16 protein-coding genes are annotated in these 17522 nt (G+C 71.6%); 6 read left to right on the top strand and 10 right to left on the bottom strand.

Annotated elements, in window-relative coordinates; translation table 11 throughout:
• Positions 1-33: 33 nt before the first annotated feature.
• Positions 34-1422 carry a macro domain-containing protein gene (locus BFF78_RS16320; RefSeq protein ID WP_227025850.1) on the bottom strand — a complete coding sequence of 463 codons (1389 nt, stop codon included), beginning with the start codon at positions 1420-1422 and terminating at the stop codon, positions 34-36.
• A gap of 74 nt (positions 1423-1496) precedes the next feature.
• Between BFF78_RS16320 and BFF78_RS16315 the strand changes: the two genes are divergently transcribed.
• Complete coding sequence (locus tag BFF78_RS16315; RefSeq protein WP_227025849.1) at positions 1497-2411, top strand: macro domain-containing protein; 915 nt, start codon at positions 1497-1499, stop codon at positions 2409-2411.
• Positions 2412-3057: 646 nt separating this feature from the next.
• Here BFF78_RS16315 and BFF78_RS16310 read toward each other — a convergent pair.
• The 6 genes from BFF78_RS16310 to BFF78_RS16285 all read right to left on the bottom strand — a co-directional run bounded on the left by BFF78_RS16310 (position 3058) and on the right by BFF78_RS16285 (position 10586).
• Positions 3058-3810, bottom strand: coding sequence for a TIR domain-containing protein (locus BFF78_RS16310; RefSeq protein WP_069779036.1), 753 nt, complete (start codon positions 3808-3810; stop codon positions 3058-3060).
• Between the two features lie 14 nt (positions 3811-3824).
• Positions 3825-5399 (bottom strand): hypothetical protein, encoded by a 1575-nt coding sequence (locus BFF78_RS16305; protein WP_069779035.1) that lies wholly within the window; start codon positions 5397-5399, stop codon positions 3825-3827.
• A 20-nt stretch (positions 5400-5419) separates the two neighbouring features.
• Positions 5420-6073 (bottom strand): hypothetical protein, encoded by a 654-nt coding sequence (locus BFF78_RS16300; RefSeq protein WP_069779034.1) that lies wholly within the window; start codon positions 6071-6073, stop codon positions 5420-5422.
• 316 nt (positions 6074-6389) lie between these two features.
• Entirely contained in the window at positions 6390-7490 is a 1101-nt protein-coding gene (locus tag BFF78_RS16295) for a hypothetical protein (protein WP_069779033.1), read from the bottom strand.
• A gap of 140 nt (positions 7491-7630) precedes the next feature.
• Positions 7631-9265, bottom strand: coding sequence for a M48 family metalloprotease (locus tag BFF78_RS16290; RefSeq protein ID WP_069779032.1), 1635 nt, complete (start codon positions 9263-9265; stop codon positions 7631-7633).
• 202 nt (positions 9266-9467) lie between these two features.
• The gene (locus BFF78_RS16285; RefSeq protein WP_069779031.1) at positions 9468-10586 is read right to left on the bottom strand and encodes a hypothetical protein; all 1119 of its coding nucleotides are present in this window, start codon (positions 10584-10586) and stop codon (positions 9468-9470) included.
• Between the two features lie 168 nt (positions 10587-10754).
• On the opposite strand from BFF78_RS16285, the gene BFF78_RS16280 reads away from it, so the two are divergent.
• Positions 10755-11909: a cystathionine gamma-synthase gene (locus BFF78_RS16280; protein WP_069783608.1), complete on the top strand. Its 1155-nt coding sequence runs from the start codon at positions 10755-10757 to the stop codon at positions 11907-11909.
• Between the two features lie 260 nt (positions 11910-12169).
• Here BFF78_RS16280 and BFF78_RS16275 read toward each other — a convergent pair whose 3' ends face one another.
• From BFF78_RS16275 to BFF78_RS16265, 3 genes are all read right to left on the bottom strand, one after another.
• The gene (locus BFF78_RS16275) at positions 12170-12418 is read right to left on the bottom strand and encodes a hypothetical protein (RefSeq protein ID WP_069779030.1); all 249 of its coding nucleotides are present in this window, start codon (positions 12416-12418) and stop codon (positions 12170-12172) included.
• Positions 12419-12521: 103 nt separating this feature from the next.
• Positions 12522-13025 (bottom strand): sigma factor-like helix-turn-helix DNA-binding protein, encoded by a 504-nt coding sequence (locus BFF78_RS16270; RefSeq protein ID WP_069779029.1) that lies wholly within the window; start codon positions 13023-13025, stop codon positions 12522-12524.
• A gap of 153 nt (positions 13026-13178) precedes the next feature.
• Complete coding sequence (locus BFF78_RS16265) at positions 13179-13679, bottom strand: MarR family winged helix-turn-helix transcriptional regulator (protein ID WP_069783607.1); 501 nt, start codon at positions 13677-13679, stop codon at positions 13179-13181.
• A 168-nt stretch (positions 13680-13847) separates the two neighbouring features.
• Between BFF78_RS16265 and ilvA the strand changes: the two genes are divergently transcribed.
• The 4 genes from ilvA to BFF78_RS16245 all read left to right on the top strand — a co-directional run bounded on the left by ilvA (position 13848) and on the right by BFF78_RS16245 (position 17295).
• Complete coding sequence (ilvA, locus tag BFF78_RS16260; protein ID WP_069779028.1) at positions 13848-15077, top strand: threonine ammonia-lyase; 1230 nt, start codon at positions 13848-13850, stop codon at positions 15075-15077.
• A 237-nt stretch (positions 15078-15314) separates the two neighbouring features.
• Positions 15315-16298 carry an ATP-binding cassette domain-containing protein gene (locus tag BFF78_RS16255; protein ID WP_069783606.1) on the top strand — a complete coding sequence of 328 codons (984 nt, stop codon included), beginning with the start codon at positions 15315-15317 and terminating at the stop codon, positions 16296-16298.
• The gene (locus BFF78_RS50150; protein ID WP_069779027.1) at positions 16295-16498 is read left to right on the top strand and encodes an integral membrane transport protein; all 204 of its coding nucleotides are present in this window, start codon (positions 16295-16297) and stop codon (positions 16496-16498) included. The genes BFF78_RS16255 and BFF78_RS50150 overlap by 4 nt, the downstream gene beginning before the upstream one ends.
• Complete coding sequence (locus tag BFF78_RS16245) at positions 16495-17295, top strand: ABC transporter permease (protein WP_069779026.1); 801 nt, start codon at positions 16495-16497, stop codon at positions 17293-17295. The genes BFF78_RS50150 and BFF78_RS16245 overlap by 4 nt, the downstream gene beginning before the upstream one ends.
• Positions 17296-17522 lie beyond the last annotated feature (227 nt).

Below are 17522 nucleotides of genomic sequence, written 5' to 3'. Positions count from 1 at the left end.
GGCGGGCGATCTTTCCTGGGTGGTATGCAGAGGTCAGCAGGCCGTGGTCGGCGGGAGGGGCAGCCCCCGTTCGTCCGCGCCGCGCAGATACGCCTCGACCGCCGACAGATCGGTCCGCTCCAGCTCGTCGGTGCGGATGACGATGCGCAACTCGGGGGAGACGGCCGGGTCCTGGCGCAGGCTCTCGGCGAAGGTCTCGACGATCAGCAGCAGCAGCTGGGTACGGTCGAGTTGAACGATCCGGGACAGGCCGGCGCCGATCAGGGGGATCGCCACCGGTTTGAACAGGCCGTGCCGGGCGACCGCCGGCCACAGGCGTTCCAGGCTCAGCCGCAGCTCCGCCGGGGCCGACCGGGCGCGCAGGTCGTTGGCCAGCCGGGAGTAGGCGAGGGCGAAGACCCGGCGGTTGCCGACCGGGACCGGCACGGCCGTACCGACCGGATAGCGGGTGCGCCGGCCGCGCCGCTTCGCCTGGACGCTCTCCGTGGCCAGCGGGGTGAACTCCTTCAGCCCACGGCGCAGTTTCTCGTCGAGCAGCCGGTGCCGGCCCTCGAAGAGCCGGTCGACCAACTGGCCCTGCACACTCTCCCGGCTGATCACGACGTCGTCGGGGAAGGTGTCGAAGGTGTCGCAGAACCCCACGACCAGGTTGGCGTCCTCCTGGTCGAACAGGTCGCCGCGCAGCACGACGACGTCCACCCGCAGCCCGCGCAGCGTGTGCCGCAGCAGCTCGTCGCCGTGCCGCTCGCGCAGCCGTGCGTTCAGCCGGGCGACGACGGCGGCGGCCTCGGGGTCGTCCGGCCGCTCCCGGGCCGTCTGTTCGGCCACCGGGAGGGCGAGGTCGTAGCGGCCCAGCGCGGTGTGTCCCGCGATCAGTTCCCGCAGCGCGGTCTCCCTGAGCTGGGTGAGCCGCCGTACCGGCCCGGTCGCGAACTCCTCGCCTGCCACCTCGGACAGTGGCCGGCCGCGCCAGAGCCGCAGGGCCTCCGCGAGCAGCCGGACCGCCGAGGCCGGGGCCGCGTGCAGCGCGTCGCCCACCAGACGGGTGAACTCCGTACTGTCCAACTCATCGACGGTGAGGTCGAGTTGATAGGTGCTCTCGGCGCCGCGCGCGGTCGGCAGCTGACCGGTCCGTACGATCCGGGCGCCCTCGCCGGGCCCCGCGCGGTCGAACGCGCGCCGCAGCTCCAGGATCCGTTTCTGCACCTCGTTGCGGTTGCGCAGGCCCTGGTGCGGCAGCTCCACGGTCTGCTGCCAGACGTCCCGGTACAGCCGGCGGGCGGTCACGGCCTCGCCCTCGGCGGCGACGAGGCGGAGCAGCAGGCGTGCGGTCAGCGGGGTGAGGCGGACCGGAGCACCGTGCACATCGAGCCGCACCGGGCCCAGGACGCTGACACGCACGGACGGTGTGCGGGTCTGCACGCGCCTCGCCCCCTTAGCCGCATGACGCCCCGTCAACAGCGGCGCCAGCGTACCAAGAGGACCTGGAGGCAAGCATGCGATTGACCGCCCCTCACCCGTCGGTGCGTCCGGTGCGGTCCCGGCTGCCGCGGTCCTGGCGCGGGTGGCGGGTGTTCCTGGGCAACGTGCTGGCGGCCTTCGGCGGCGTGTCGGCCGTCGTGCAGTTCGCCGGCCAGCTCTTCCCGCGGATCCTGTCCCGGCCCGGGCCGGTGCTGACCGGTTCCGTGGCCCTGTGCCTGGCCTGGGGGCTGCTCCGGGCGCGCCCGCAGGCCGCCGTACGGCAGGAGTTCACCCGCCCCCACATGACCGTGGTGGTCGAGGAGGGCGACCTCTTCGAGCAGCCCGGCCATCTGGTGGTGGGGTTCCCGGACACCTTCGACACCCTGGTCGACGACGGTGTCGTCATCAACGACGACAGCGTCCAGGGGCAGTTGCTCGCCCGCCGCTACGCCGGGGACGCGGGTCGGCTGGACGCGGAGCTGGCCGCCGCGCTGGACGGGGTGGCCCCCGTGGCCCGGGAGAGCGCGCGGGACAAGCCGCGCGGCAAGCGCGCCCGGTACCCGATCGGCACCGTCGCCGTCCTCGGCACCCGCCCGCAGCTCGTCTTCGCCGTGGCCTACAGCCGGATGGGCAACGACTGCGTGGCTTCCTCGGGGGTCCAGGAGCTGTGGCTCGGCCTGGACCGGCTGTGGGACGCCGTCCACCGGCACGGCCAGCTGGAACGCGTCACGATGCCGCTGACCGGCGCGGGCCTCGCCCGGCTGCACGACCTCGACGAGGACAGCCTGCTGCGGCTGATCCTGCTGTCGTTCGTGGCCCACTCCTGGGAGCGGATGGTCTGCCGCGAGCTGCACGTGGTGATCCGCCCCGGCGAACTGCGGCGCATCGACCTGCCGGAAACCGGCGCCTTCCTCTCCGGCCTGGCAGCCGGCATCCGCCGCCAGGTCTGACACCGGGTGGTGGGCATCTTCAGGTCCGACATCGGGTCGCTGGGCACCGTCGGGTTGTCGGCCGTCGGGTGCGACGGGGGGTGCTGGGCGTCTCCAGGTCTGGTGCCGGGTCTGACGCCGGGCGATGAGCATCGCCAGGTCTGATGCCGGGTCGCTGGGCGCCGCCGGGCCTGCCGTCTGGTGACGGTTGCCGGCCGTCAGGTGCGACTGAGGGCGGTGGGCATCTCCAGGTCTGGTCCGGGGGCACCGGCGGTCAGGTACGACGTCGGGCGCTGGGCGCCGCGGCTCTGACACCGCGTCGCTGGGCACGGTCACGTCTGACGTCGGGTGGCGGTCACCGGCCGTCGGGTGCGACGGGGGGTGCTGGGCATCTCCAGGGCTGGTGCCGGGCGGCGGTCACCGGCGGAGAGGTGCCAGGGCGGGCGGTGGGCATGGCCGGGTCCGACGCCGAGGCGCCGGGCACCGTCGGGTCTGACGCCGGGCGGCGGGCATCTCCAGGTCGGCCGCCGATTGGCGGGCACCGCTGGGCGACCCCGGTCGCCAGGACCGACGATGGGGGCCCCCTCGGCAGGTGCGAGGGGGTGTGGAGCGGTACGGGCCCTCCCCCGGAGCGTGGCCGTTCGGTCACTGGGCCCGTACCGCGGTCTCAGTGAGCCGGCGGAACCGTCCGCCCGGTGCGGCCGTACGCCGACAGATGGCTGTACGGCCAGGTCTGGCGCCATTCGGAGCCGGTGTCGTCGACCGTGCAGCCGGCCAGCTTCAGCCGCTGCACGATCTTGCTCAGGGCGGCCTCCGAGCCGTCGAACCGGATGACGTTCCGGCCCGCGAGGTCGGCGATCGCGCGCAGCTCACCGACCTCCACCATCAGCGTGCGCTCCGGGTAGGCCATCAGGACCATGCCCAGTTCGATCAGCACGTTCGGCCGGGGCTGCCCGGTCGGCTGGGTCTCGTACGACGGCTCGTTCGCACCCCGCAGTTCCGGGTGCAGCTGCACGATGTCGTCCGGGGTGAGCAGCACGAGGGCCGCCTGGGCCTGCTCCGGGGCCTTCGCGACGACCTCGCCGAGGAAGGGCGCCGTCTTCCCGGTGGCTCTGACCAGGTCCTCCCATTCGAGCGGGCGCAGATCGAGCCGGCGCAGCAGACCGAACATCTTCGTCCGCACCTCCTCGTCCCGCCCGTGCACGACGAAGACGTTGCGGCTGCGGTCCGGGGAGGGCCCGGGGCGGTCGTCGTCCCCGCGGCGCGCATGCGGGCCGGCCGGGGCGTCGCCGTAGAAGTTCTGCGTGCCCGAGTTGGTGCTGTTGTTGTTGCCGGTGACGAAGTTGTTGTTGCTGCCGAAGTCGTTGCGCCTCCCGTAGTTGCTGCTGTTGCCGCCCGTGCCCGTGGAGGTGTCCGTCATGCCGCTCCCGCCCCTCAACCGCCGTCGGAGCCGTTGAAGTGATTCTGCGTGCCCGAGTTGGTGGTGTTGTTGTTGCCGTTCACGAAGTTGTTGTTGCTGCCGTAGTTGAGGATGTTCGTCTGGCGGGCCTCGTGCTCCGCCAGGTCCACGTTGTGCTCCTGCAGGAAGTCACGGATGACGTGCAGGAGTTGACGCTCCACGATCTGCGTGTACTTGATCGTGTCCGTCTCCTGGAAGAAGACGTGGAAGACGCCGCTGGACGCCAGCTCCCGGATGCTGGTGAGCGCCCCGCGGTTCACCACGGTGTCCGCGTACCGGCCGAGACCGAACTCGCTGGTGTCGACCGGCTTCGGCAGCTCGATCCGGTTCCGCTTCCACGGCAGCAGTCCGGACAGCGCCGAGGGCGCCCGGGAGAACAGAGACCGCAGCGTGGCCTCGGGCGTGGCCCGCAGGGTGTGCCAGGCGACCTTGAGCAGGGTCCGGCCGTCCAGCCTCGCGGGGAGCCGGTCCACCAGATGGAAACTCCCCCGGATCGGCCCCAGCACATACGAGTAGAACTCGGTGTGCAGGGTGCTCCCCTTGAGGTCGAAGCCCACGAACGCCGTGGTGACCAGCTCCTGGTTCCATGAACCCACCCGGATGCACAGGTATGCGCGTCCCGAGCCGTAGGCGTCCTGCCAGTGGTCGACGCTCTGCGCCGGGATCGCCGTCAACGCGCCGTGCAGGGTCGTGACGGCGGTGGTGAAGGTGCTCCGCTCGACGGCGAGCCCCTCGATCCGCGCCAACCGGTCGGCCTCGTCGCGCAGTTCGGACGTCATACGGGCGGACACGTAGTCGGTGATGTCCTCGACGGTGAAGGGGACGATCTCCTTGCGCCGCGGCTCCGGGCCGTTCGCGCCGGATGCCGTGGGCATGCCGGGCAAGCCGTGCATGCCCGGCGCCTGCCGGCCGTCGAACGCGCTGACCGGCGCGCCGACCAGCAGCTCGGCGGTGGACCAGCGCCGCACCTGGTCGCCCGCGCCGACGAACGGCTTGTAGCCGCCGTAGCAGATCTGACTGCTGTCCGAGGTCTGCTCCCGGTCGATCTTGGCGATGAGCTGGGCCGTCAGCTCGGGATGCTCGGGGTAGGAGCCGTCGAACCCGCGCGTGCGGCCGTCCGCGCCGGTGCGGCGGGCCAGCCGGGCCGACAGCTGCTGGAGGGTGACGACCCGCCGCAGAAACGCGGTGGCCCACAGCATCCACAGCACCAGCAGCAGCGCGGCGAAGCCGTCGAGCACACCGACGGCCATGAGGAGGAACGTGACGACGCCGCCCGCCCCGAGCAGGGCGAGGCGGATGCGGTGCAGCCGGCGGGCCGCCAGGGCGTGCGCGAGCACGGGCACCGCGTCGTACCCGTACGACGGCGCCACCACCCGGAAGCGGTGGGTCAGCAACTCGCGGATGACGGTGGTGCGGTACACCGGATCCAGATAGGTGCCCGCGCACAGCAGCCGGGTGGCGTCGCTGGCGGGGTCCACGGACGGGCGGCCCGCGAGGGGCCCGCGCGATTCCGGCGGCGGAGCGGGAACGGAAAGGATGTCGCTTGCCATGGCTCTGTTCTCCGCTCTCTTCAGCCGGCCGAGGTCATCGAGGCGTGGGTGATGACACCGTCGACCACGGTGTACTGACCGGTGTACGACCTCTCCGTACCGTCGGTCTGCCGGGCGGTGAGGCTCACGGAGACCGTGTCGCCGTCGACGGACCCGATGGTGAAGTCGTCCCGCTCGGTGGTGGCGAAGCCCGACACGAAGGAGTCGTAGTTCATGTCGAGGTTCTTGCCGCCCAGGTCCCAGGCGGTCTGGTAGTCGCGGTCGTTGATGGCCTTGAAGAAGCTGCTGACGGTGTCGGCGGGACCGGCGGCGCTGTTCGTGCTCGCCGTACTGTCCGAACTTCCCGTGCTTTCCGGGCTGTTCGTGACCTCCGTGTCCAGCGGGTTCGGGGTCGGGTACGTGGTGTCACCGCTGCCGGCGGGCAGCGACGGGACCGTGCCGTACGCCGTGGAGGGGTCCGGTGCCGGCGAGTCCGTCGTCGGCGGTGTGTAGGAGTAGCCGCCCTGGCCGTCCAGCGAGGTGGCCGCGGGCGCGCTGCCGTCGCCCGAGGCCAGCTGGGGCACGACCGCCACCAGCAGGATCAGCAGAAGGGGGACACTTGCGATGAGCAGCGCGTACGTCCGTTCCTGCCCCACGGCGGGTATCAGACTCGGCGGCTCATAGGTGTGGTTCATGGGCCCTCGCAACTCCCGGCGGACAGCCGGGGTGTGGCTCGTTCAACGCGTGGCGAGAGTCACCTTGCCCGACATCCGCCGGGTGCGAGCCGGTTTCGCGCTTCCGATACGCTTCCGATCCGGGTCCGCTGGTCGCGCCGTCCCAGCCGGTCCCCACGGCCCGTCTGCTCCATGATCAGCCGTCTGTCGGTGGTCTTCCGGAGAGCCGCCGACGCCGAGGGTTCCCGTGTCAGGGACTTTGGCGCGATTCATGTCTCGTCCACGGGCAGGTCCCGTATGTGCGACCCGGGCGGTTGCGGGCGTCCGGGCACGGTCGTCAGGACGCCGCCGCCACCGCCTGTGCCGTCTCATTGCGGACCCGGCAGTAGTACGCCGCCGCCCCGTCGCCCCGGTAGCTCCACGGCAGCGCGTCCACATACCCGTCGACGAGCCTGAACTGCTCCAGCGCCGCCTCGTGCCGGTCCTGCAGATGCAGATAGAAGGCCAGCAGATGGCGCAGCTGGGCGAGGCCCGGCCGGCCGGGGTCCGCCGCTGCCGCGGCCGCCGCGTCCGCGAGGCCCGCGTCGACCCGGGCCACCATCTCGGGTGTGCCGTCGGCCGCGACATCGGTCGACCTGTCGTGCTCGAAGTGCGCGATGAGCGGCAGCGCCGTCAGCAGACTGCCGGCCGGCGCCCCGGCCGCCGCGCGTTCGGCGAAGCCGAAGGCCAGCTCCTTCGACCCCCGCCACTTCGCGCACCAGTACTGCAGCGCCGCCTGGTGGGCGCCGTAGTGGTACGGGGCACGGGCGGTGATCTCCGCCCACAGCTTCTCCATCTCCGCATGCGGGTAGCCGAGTCCGAGGGCCACCCATATCTCCGTGATGTACGGCGTCGGGTCGTCGGGGTTGAGCGCCGCCGCCCGCGCGATCTCCTCACGCGCGGCAGCGAGCGTGCGATGGAAGCCGTCGAACTGCTCCCGCGTGGTGTTCTCCGCCTGCAGCGAACCCCGCAGTTCCCAGGCCAGGTACACCGTGCTCCGCGCCCGGACCACAGCCGCGTCCGGGTCCCCGGGGCATGCCGCCTCCCAGTCCAGCAGCCAGGCGTCCTCCTCGGCCGCGGCCGTGCCCAGCAGACCGGCGACCGTCGAACGGCGCTCCCAGTCCCGGCCGATCGCCCGCAGGAGTTCGGCGGCGGGCCGCCAGTCACCGCCGCGCACCGCGGCGAGAGCGGCCGACCACTCCTCGGGCAGCGGCGCGGAGTGCTCGGTGTCCTGTCGCTCGGCGGGCAGCAGGCCGAGCCGCTCCGCGGTCTGTGCCGCCGAGTCCGGGCCGGGCGGGCTCGGCGAGAAGAGTTCCTTCACGAACGCGCCGGTGAACCACACGGCGGCGAGCACGACGGGGAGGGCCAGGATGCCCAGGATCCACAGCAGGACGGTCATCGGCGGGTTTCGATCCGTTCTTCGGTCTGCGTTGCTCTGCGTTGTACGTCGTTGTTCTGCATTGTTCTGCGCTGTTTTGCGTTGTTCTGCGTTTGTGGTTCGCTTGTGGTTCGTCGGCGGCGGAGGCGAGTCGGCCGGTGTCAGGCGTTCTGTGTCGCCGGTGGCAACAGGGCCCGCAGGGGCGCGGTGTCGGGGTGGTCGGCGAGCGCCGCGTCCACCGCCGCGTCCAGCTCGGCCTCGGGACCGTCGTCCTGCGCCGTCTGCGAGCCCCAGCCGGGCAGTCGTACGGCGGCCGGACGGGACCAGGAGAACTCCCAGTGCAGCAGCGAACGGGCGCTGAACTCGGCCAGCACCATCGTCCGCACCGACCTGGCCAGCACGGGTCGTACGAACTCCCGGAACGCCCGCCCCTTCGCGGCCGCCGCCTCCTTCGACAGCGGCAGCCGCTTGGCAAGCTGCCACAGCCGGCCCTGGTCGACGAGCTCCAGCAGCGCGGCCAGGGTCGGCGGTTGCCCGGTGTAGTCGGCCAGCGCCCGGTGCAGCGGGGTGTGCCTCGAGGACAGGCCCGTGGCCATCGAGGCCTCCAGCAGTTCCTCCCAGCCCGTGGTGCGCCGGAAGGTGAGCACCTCGTCGGTCAGGACGGCGTCCTCCAGCGCGGCCAGGGTCCGCTCCGGGTCGGTGAGCAGGGCGAACGCCGCGCCCTTGGCCTCCTCGGTACGTCCGTCCGCGGGCAGCGCCTCGATACGGCGCACCCGTTCGGCGATCGGCGGATGCGAGTCGTACGGCGAGGCCGGCTCTTCCGGCAGCTCCGAGCGGAGTTGCACCAGTTCCAGTTCACGGGCCGTCAGCAGCTTGCCGAAGCCGCCGAAGAACTCGCCGCGCGGCGGCAGCAGCCGGGCCTGCAGACCGAGGGTGGCGTAGGAGTCGAGGTAGAAGCCGTGGGAGGCGGACAGCACCGGGATCTCGCGCAGCGCCGACGCCGTCGCGTCGCGTCCGGCGATCCGCGCGGCGGCCAGGTCGGCGGCGAACTCCTGGCCACGCGCGGTGGAGAGCGAGAGGCGCAGATAGAACGTGGCGTAGGCGGTGTAGATCGCCGCCATCATCCGGTACGTCGCCCCGGAGCCGGCGGTGTCGACCTTCTTGGCCTTCTTCCCCTTGGCGATCCGCTTGGCGGCGGCCTGCTCCTGCCGGGCCCGTTCGGCGGCCACCTTGCCGTCCGCCTGGGCGTGGAACTGCCCGATGACCCGGGCCAGTTGCACCCGGCCGCGCACGACCAGCGCGGACAGCCGGGTGTCGCCGCCGGTGAAGTGGCCGTATTCATGGGCGAGTACGGCCCGCAGCTGGGCTTCGGTCAGACCGGTCAGCAGTGGCACGCCGAGGAACAGGCGGCGCGGGCCGGGGCGCAGGCCGAGCAGTCGCGGCTCCTCGCTGACGGACGCGTTGACGTCGCCGGTGAGCAGAATCCGGTCCGGGACGCGGGTACCGGCCGCCACCGCGACCTCCCGCACCAGCCCCCACAGCCGGGGCTCGTCGGCCTCCGTGACCGCGATGCCGGGGCCGTCCTCACCCCTGGGTGTGCGCAGCATGAACATGCCGCGGACGACAGGAACGGCCAGCACCACCGACACCAGGGCGATCTTCACGGCCACCGGACCGTGCCCCCATGTGAACGCGGCGACATCGAGCCCGAGCAGCACCGCGAGCAGCACGAGGCTCAGCAGATAGAAACCGAGCAGCAGAACGAGAGCGCGCAGCGCGCGCAGAGTTGCGCCCATCGGGCAGATCCCCCCACAGGACCTCAGAAACAGGACATGACGGTGCGGTGCGACTGGTGCGTGTGGTGCGTGTGGTGCGGTGTGGGGGGGATGCCGGAGTATGCCCTACCGCAGGTCAGGAGAGCAATGCAGATACGGCGCGCCCGCGTGGCCGGGCAGCGGGGGATATGGCGCGCGGCGCCGGACGGGCGGCGGCCGGGGCTCAGCCCGGAAGCGTGGCCGGGGTGCCGCCGTTGGCCTCGTAGCCGGCCACCGCCAGGGCGCGGTAGACGGCGAACTCGGCTGCCGGGTCCTCGGAGAGCGTCCACGGCAGCGCGCCCACGTGGCCGTCGGCGTGTATCAACTGGTGCATGGCCTCCTGCCAGCGCTTCGCGCGGACCAGGAAGAAGATCAGCAGATGGCGGACGTGCGCCAGCACCGGGTCGTCGGGGCCGGCCGAGTGCACCGCGTGCAGGGCGCCGTGCACTGCTCTGGTGATGACCTCGCTCTGGTAGAAGCCGGTCACCAGGGTCACCTCGGGGAGGTGCTCGAAGACCGCGAACAGCGGCAGCGCGGCGAGCAGGGACCCCTGCGGGGCGCGGGCCGCGGCGGCCTCGGCGAAGGAGTACGCCTGCTCGCGCGAGCCGTGCCACTTCTCGCACCAGTAGTTCAGCGCGGCCAGATGTGCGCCCATGTGGTGCGGGGCGCGGTCGAGGATCTTCAGCCACAGCTGGTCGAACTCGGCCTGGGAATAGCCGAGTCCGCGGGCGACGGACAGCTCGATGATGTACGGCACCGGGTCGCCGGGGGCCAGCAGGGCCGCCTGCGCGCACGCGTCCCGGGCCTCCTCCATGATGATCCGGAAGTCGCCCGTGCCCGGCGTCGACGTCCGCCAGGCCTGCTGCACCAGGAACTCCGCGTAGACGGCGGCGCCGCCCGCGTCCTTGGGCTGCTCGGCCCGCCAGACCCGCAGCCACTGGCCGCCCGGTGTCTCATGCACCCCGCCGGGCCGCTGCTGCAGCTCCAGGGCGGCGGCACCGGCGAAGGCCTGCACCCGCTGCCAGCGCCGCTCGCCCTCGGCCTCGGTGCCGGCCAGCAGCTGGGAGGCCGCTCGATACTCCTGCGTGCGCTGCACCAACTCCAGGACGTCCAGCAGGTCCTGGTCCGGGCCGGGCATACGCACGTCCAGCTCCTCCTGGCGCACGAAGCCGTAGGCCGCCGGGTCGGCGGCGTCCGGGTGTCCCGGGGGAACCTGCTCGATCACCCCGCGCCTGCGCCGCATGAGCGAGAGCAGCACGAAGCTCAGCATGAGCAGCGCCATGAGCAGCCAGAGAATCGCCATGCCTCAAGCGAACCAGACGCCGCCGACAATTGGCCAACCCCGCCGCGGGGCTGTGGAAAACTCCCGTCCGGTCCATGACACGAGGGGCATGCAGGGAAATCCCTCAGTCCTGTGCTGCCCGGCCCCGCGGGCGTCAGCATCCGGCCCGGCGCATTACGCTCGGTGTACATGAGCGACAGGCATATCAGTCAGCACTTCGAGACCCTCGCGATCCACGCGGGCAACACCGCGGATCCCCTCACCGGCGCGGTCGTCCCGCCGATCTACCAGGTCTCGACCTACAAGCAGGACGGCGTCGGCGGACTGCGCGGCGGCTACGAGTACAGCCGCAGCGCCAACCCCACCCGCACCGCCCTCGAGGAGAACCTCGCCGCGCTGGAGGGCGGCCGCCGCGGTCTCGCCTTCGCGTCCGGCCTGGCGGCCGAGGACACCCTGCTGCGCACGCTGCTCAGCCCCGGTGACCACGTGGTGATCCCGAACGACGCCTACGGCGGCACCTTCCGCCTCTTCGCCAAGGTCGTCACCCGCTGGGGCGTGGAGTGGTCCGTCGCCGACACCAGCGACCCGGCCGCCGTACGCGCCGCGATCACCCCGAAGACCAAGGCCGTCTGGGTGGAGACCCCCTCCAACCCGCTGCTCGGCATCACCGACATCGCCGCCGTCGCTCAGGTCGCGCACAGTGCGGGTGCGAAGCTCGTCGTCGACAACACCTTCGCCACGCCCTACCTGCAGCAGCCGCTGTCGCTCGGTGCGGACGTCGTCGTCCACTCCCTGACCAAGTACATGGGCGGTCACTCGGACGTCGTCGGCGGCGCGCTGATCGTCTCCGACCAGGGCCTCGGCGAGGAACTCGCCTACCACCAGAACGCGATGGGCGCCGTCGCCGGTCCCTTCGACTCCTGGCTGGTGCTGCGCGGCACCAAGACCCTCGCGGTGCGGATGGACCGGCACAGCGAGAACGCCACGAAGATCGCCGACATGCTGACCCGGCACGCGCGCGTGACCAGCGTGCTCTACCCGGGCCTGCCCGAGCACCCCGGACACGAGGTCGCCGCGAAGCAGATGAAGGCGTTCGGCGGCATGGTGTCCTTCCGGGTCGAGGGCGGCGAGGAGGCCGCGGTCGAGGTGTGCAACCGCGCCAAGGTGTTCACCCTCGGCGAGTCGCTCGGTGGCGTCGAATCCCTGATCGAGCACCCCGGCCGCATGACGCACGCCTCCGCGGCCGGTTCCGCGCTGGAGGTCCCCGCCGACCTGGTGCGCCTGTCCGTCGGCATCGAAAACGTCGACGACCTGCTGGCGGACCTCCAGCAGGCCCTGGGCTGACCGAGCCTGCCGCCTGCCCCGAGGCCGCCGGTTACGGGGCGGCCCGCGGGGCCGGCCGGTGGCCGGCCTGTGGTCGATGGCCGACCACCGGTGGCCGATCGCTCGTGGCTCTGGATCATGCCCGGCGACCGGGGGCCGACCGCCGGCCTCTGGTTGCCTGCTACCGGGTGGCTGGTCGAGGGCGACGGCTCGTGACAGGCCGTCGCCCCGTGGACGTACCTGCCCGCCGGTGCGAGGCTCACCGCCGTCGGCCGGTCGGTTCACCAGCCGGTGATCGGCGGTGTCGTCTGGGAGGGCGGCTGCGTCCACGGGTGCACACGGGCCGCCCACACAGTGAAGGCGACGGCCGCGGCGAGGGCCAGCATCCACATCACCCGGCGGACGAGCAGCCTTCGCCGCAGCAGGCGCTCCCCACGGCGCACCGCCTCCGCGCACAGGTCCGGCGGCACGGGTGCCGGGACCTGCTCCATGATCTGCCGGGCGGCGGCCTCCCGCTCGATCCGGTTCACCACACCCTCCCCGCACGCCGAGGCAGAGGCCCGTGCGCACCTCGCGGGGCCCGGACCCGGACAGGGCCGCCCCCGCCCTCGGAACCGTCCCCACCCACAGCGCTCATGAAGGCGCCACCTCCCTGCCCACCGTTCGTGGCGGGGCCGGGCGGGGTGGGTGGAGCAGGGTGGCTGTCGCCCGGTCGCAGATGGTGTGGACGCGTTCCGTCGGCAGACCCAGAAGGGCCGCTGCCTGTTCTTCGGCCACGCCTTCGTAGAGGCGAAGCACCAGGATCAGGCGTTCCCGGGGGGTGAGCACGGCGAGGGGGCTGCGCGGATCCGGGCGGGCGCGGCCGAAGGCACCGTACTGGTGCCAGGTCGTGCGCGCGAACCGCGAGGCGAGGTACTGGCGGGCGCAGTCGTAGGGGTCCTCGCCGTGCAGCCGGTCCCAGTGCGCGTAGGTGTGGGCGAGCGCGAGCGTCAGCAGGCGCCGCGCGCGCGGGCTGGCGTCCGGTGCCTCCGCCGTCAGGAGCGTGGCGGCATGCAGCAGACGTCCGGCCGCGCCCGCGACGAACGCCTCGAACTCCCGGGCCCGGCGGGCACCTCGGGACAGCTGCCGATCACGCACCGCGCCTCCCCCTGGAGGGCCCTGCCGGGTACGGGACAGGTGAAGCGCGTACGACACAGGACCCGGTCTCATATGAGGCCAGCGATGGCCCCGGGGTCAAGAGTCCGGAACCGACCGGTGCCGTCGGGTGCGGGTGGCGGTGGGCGTCCGTGTTCAGGACGCCGGCGACTGTTCCGCCGGCGGGGGCTCCTGCACGGACATGCGCGCGGACAGCGCGCGGTTGAAGCGGGTCAGGAGGGTGCAGAACTGCTCGCGCTCCTCCGGCGCCCAGTCCTGCGTCAGCTCGGCCATCAGCTGACGCCTGGAGGAGCGCACCTCCTCCAGCCGGGCCGCCCCGCGCGGGGAGAGCTGAAGGACCACCGCACGGCCGTCCTCGGGGTGCGAGGTGCGCTTGACGAGCCCGGTGTCGACCAGCGGAGCCACCTGCCGGGTGACCGTGGAGGAGTCGATGCCCATGCTCGCGGCGAGCGCCTTGACGCCCATCGGCCCTTCCTTGTCGAGGCGGTTGAGCAGCAGATACGCCGCCCGGTCCATGGAGTTGCGCACCTGCCCGACCCCGCCGAGCCGCGTCTGTTCGGCACGGCGGGCGAACACCGCCACCTCGTGCTGGAGGGTGTCGAGAAGACCGGTGTCACCGACGGTCGTCATGTCCATCGACAGATCGGGTGTTGTGGGCATGGCCGGAGGCTCGCTTCATGAAGGGCTGCTGGGTTGGGGGACAGGGTACGCGGCCCGGCGGCGGGTCGTACCGGCGCTGCACAAACCGGTCTCGGAGCTTGGTCACACCCGTCGTGTACGACCGTGAACTGCGATCCTGGAGTCATGAGCTACGGCACGGCACACCCCTTGCGTTCCGTCACCCTCGACGACGTGCGCGGCGCCCAGAAGATGCTCTCGGGCGTGGCACGGGTGACCGCGATGGAGGGCAGCCGGCACCTGACCCAGCTGGTCGGCGCGCCGGTGCAGCTGAAGTGCGAGAACCTCCAGCGCACCGGCTCGTTCAAGCTGCGCGGTGCCTATGTGCGGATCGCCGGACTGCTGCCGGAGGAGCGGGCGGCCGGCGTGGTGGCGGCGAGCGCCGGGAACCACGCCCAGGGTGTGGCGCTCGCGTCCGCGCTGCTCGGGGTGCACTCCACGGTGTTCATGCCGAAGGGCGCCCCGCTGCCGAAGATCAGCGCGACCCGTGACTACGGCGCCGAGGTGCGCCTGCACGGCCAGGTGGTCGACGAGACGCTGGCCGCCGCCGAGGAGTACGCGGCCGAGACGGGCGCGGTGTTCATCCACCCCTTCGACCATCCGGACATCATCGCAGGCCAGGGCACGGTCGGCCTGGAGATCCTGGAGCAGTGCCCCGAGGTGCGCACGATCGTCGTCGGTGTCGGCGGCGGCGGGCTCGCGGCCGGGATCGCGGTGGCGGTGAAGGCGATCAGGCCGGACGTCAGGATCGTCGGCGTACAGGCGGAGGGCGCGGCGGCCTACCCGCCCTCGCTGGCCGCCGGGCGTCCGGTGTCGGTGGAGAACCCGGCGACGATGGCCGACGGCATCAAGGTGGGGCGGCCCGGCCTGGTGCCGTTCGCGATCGTCAGCGATCTGGTCGACGAGGTGCGCACGGTCAGCGAGGACCAGCTGTCGGCCGCGCTGCTGCTGTGTCTGGAGCGGGCCAAGCTGGTCGTCGAGCCGGCCGGGGCGAGCCCGGTCGCGGCGCTGCTGGCCGCGCCGGACGCCTTCGAGGGCCCGGTCGTCGCGGTGCTCTCCGGCGGCAACGTGGACCCGGTGCTGATGCAGCGCGTGCTGCGTCACGGCATGGCCGCGCAGGGCCGCTACCTGGCCGTTCGGCTCCGGCTGACGGACCGCCCGGGCGCCCTCGCCACGCTCCTCGGGGTGTTGTCAGTGGTCGACGCTAATGTCCTCGACGTGAGCCACGTACGAACCGACCCCCGGCTCGGGCTCACGGAGGCGGAGGTGGAGCTGCACCTCGAGACGAAGGGCCCGGCGCACTGCGCCGAGGTCGGCCAGGCCCTGCGGGACGCGGGTTACCTCGTCATGAACTGAGAGCCCCGGCTCCCGGGTCCGGCCCCCAGCCCCTACTGATCACTCCCTACCCACCGATCACCCGTTCGAGTCGATCCCCGATCCACCCCATTGAGAGACGCGATACATCGCGTTATGGTGTGGACGGGCGGCCCGCCGGCCGTCTGCCCGTGGGAAAACCACGGGCGGATCCAGGCGGGCAAACCTAGCCTTTCCGAAGAATCCCGGATGACGATCCCCGATGACGTGGAGACAGACATGCCAGGCGCCATCCATGCCGAAGGCCTGGTGAAGACCTTCGGCGACGTAAGGGCTCTCGACGGCGTAGACCTGGACGTGCCCGAGGGCACGGTCCTCGGCCTCCTCGGACCGAACGGCGCCGGCAAGACGACGGCCGTGCGCTGCCTGACGACCTTGCTGCGCCCCGACAGCGGCAAGGCGGTCGTCGCGGGCGTCGACGTGCTCAAAGACCCCGACGCCGTACGCCGCTCCATCGGCCTGTCCGGCCAGTTCGCGGCGGTCGACGAATACCTGACCGGCCGGGAGAACCTGCAGATGGTCGGTCAGCTGTACCAGATGAGGGCCAAGGCGGCCCGGCAGCGCGCATCCGAGCTGCTGGAGCAGTTCAACCTCGCGGACGCCGCCGACCGCCCCGCCAAGACCTACTCCGGAGGCATGCGCCGCCGGCTCGACCTCGCCGCGGCCCTCGTGGTCTCGCCGCCGGTGATGTTCATGGACGAGCCGACGACCGGCCTCGACCCGCGCAACCGCCAGCAGCTGTGGGAGGTCATCAAGCAGCTCGTCTCCGGCGGTACGACCCTGCTGCTCACCACGCAGTATCTGGAGGAGGCCGACCATCTCGCGCACGACATCGCGGTGGTCGACCACGGCCGGGTCATCGCCAAGGGCACCTCCGACCAGCTCAAGGCCCGCACCGGCGGCGAGCGCGTCGAGGTCGTGGTGCACGAACGCGACCACATAGCCGGCACCGCCGAGGCGCTGCGCGGGTTCGGCAAGGGTGACGTCACGGTCGAGGAGCACACCCGCATGCTCACGGTCCCCGTCACCGGCGGCGCCAAGCTGCTCGCCGAGATCATCCGCGAGCTGGACACCCGCGGGATCGAGATAGACGACATCGGGCTGCGCCGCCCCACCCTCGACGACGTCTTCCTGTCGTTGACGGGACACGTGGCCGAGAGCGCCGGCCAGGACGAGGCGAACGGCAAGGAGGCCGTGAAATGACCGCCGTCAGCGAAGCCGTACGGGTGGCACCGCCCGGCAACCCCCTCAGCCGCTCCGTCCGCGACTCGATGGTCGTGGCCAAGCGGAACCTCATCCGCATGTCACGGATACCGAATCCTGCTCGCTCGTATCGGTCGGGCTTCATCTCGCCGCGTATCCGAGACGACCGAGCCAACTCCTTGAAGGAGCAGGTGAAGTGACCGCCGTGAGCGATTCCTTGGTCATCGCCCGCCGGAATTTGATTCGGATGGGCAGGATTCCCGAGATGCTCGTTTTTGGGCTGATCCAGCCCATCATGTTCGTGGTGCTGTTCACCTATGTGTTCGGCGGCTCGATCCAGGTCGGCTCGTCCAACTCCACCCAGGCCTACCGTGAGTTCCTGATGGCCGGCATCTTCGCGCAGACCGTCACGTTCGCCACGGCGGGCGCTGGCGCGGGCATCGCCGACGACATGCACAAGGGCCTCATCGACCGCTTCCGCTCCCTGCCCATGGCGCGCGGCGCGGTCCTGACCGGGCGCACCCTCGCCGACCTGGTCCAGACGGCACTCACCCTCGTCGTCCTGGCGGTAGTCGCCCTGATCGTCGGCTGGCGCACGCACGAGAACCTCGGCAAGGTGCTCGCCGGATTCGGCCTGCTCCTGCTGCTCGGGTACGCATTCTCGTGGATCGGCGCGCTCATCGGCTTGACCGTGCGCACCCCTGAAGCGGCGACCTCGGGCGGCCTGATCTGGCTGTTTCCGCTGACGTTCATCTCGAACGCCTTCGTGGACGCGAACCAGATGCCGGCCTTCCTGCGGCACATCGCGGAATGGAACCCGTTCAGCGCCACCGTGCAGGCGAGCCGCGAACTGTTCGGCAACCTTCCCCCAGGCTTCCGGGCCCCCGACGCCTGGCCCATGCAGCACCCCGTGTTGGCTTCGCTGATCTGGTCGACCGTGATCATCCTGCTCTTCCGCACGCTCGCGGTCCGCAAGTATCGCCGGGCGGCCGGTTGACGGCTCCGCAGGGCCTGGTGCCCGAGATTGACTACGGTGCAGCTGATCCGGGTGGGACCTCAGGCCAGCACCAACGTTTCGCACGAAAGCCCCCTCCAGTACTGGGAGGGGGCTTTTCTGTACGGCTCATGCTGGCTGGACCTCCGCGCTGCACTCGCCGTCACCAGACCCACTGCATCTGCTTCTCGACGGCTCCATCTGCCCGCAGATGGATACTTGGGTACAAG

Origin of the sequence: Streptomyces fodineus (assembly GCF_001735805.1) — a bacterium.
Taxonomy (GTDB): domain Bacteria; phylum Actinomycetota; class Actinomycetes; order Streptomycetales; family Streptomycetaceae; genus Streptomyces; species Streptomyces fodineus.
Note: the sequence above shows the minus strand (reverse complement) of the source record. Positions and strands in the feature narration are given on the sequence as shown.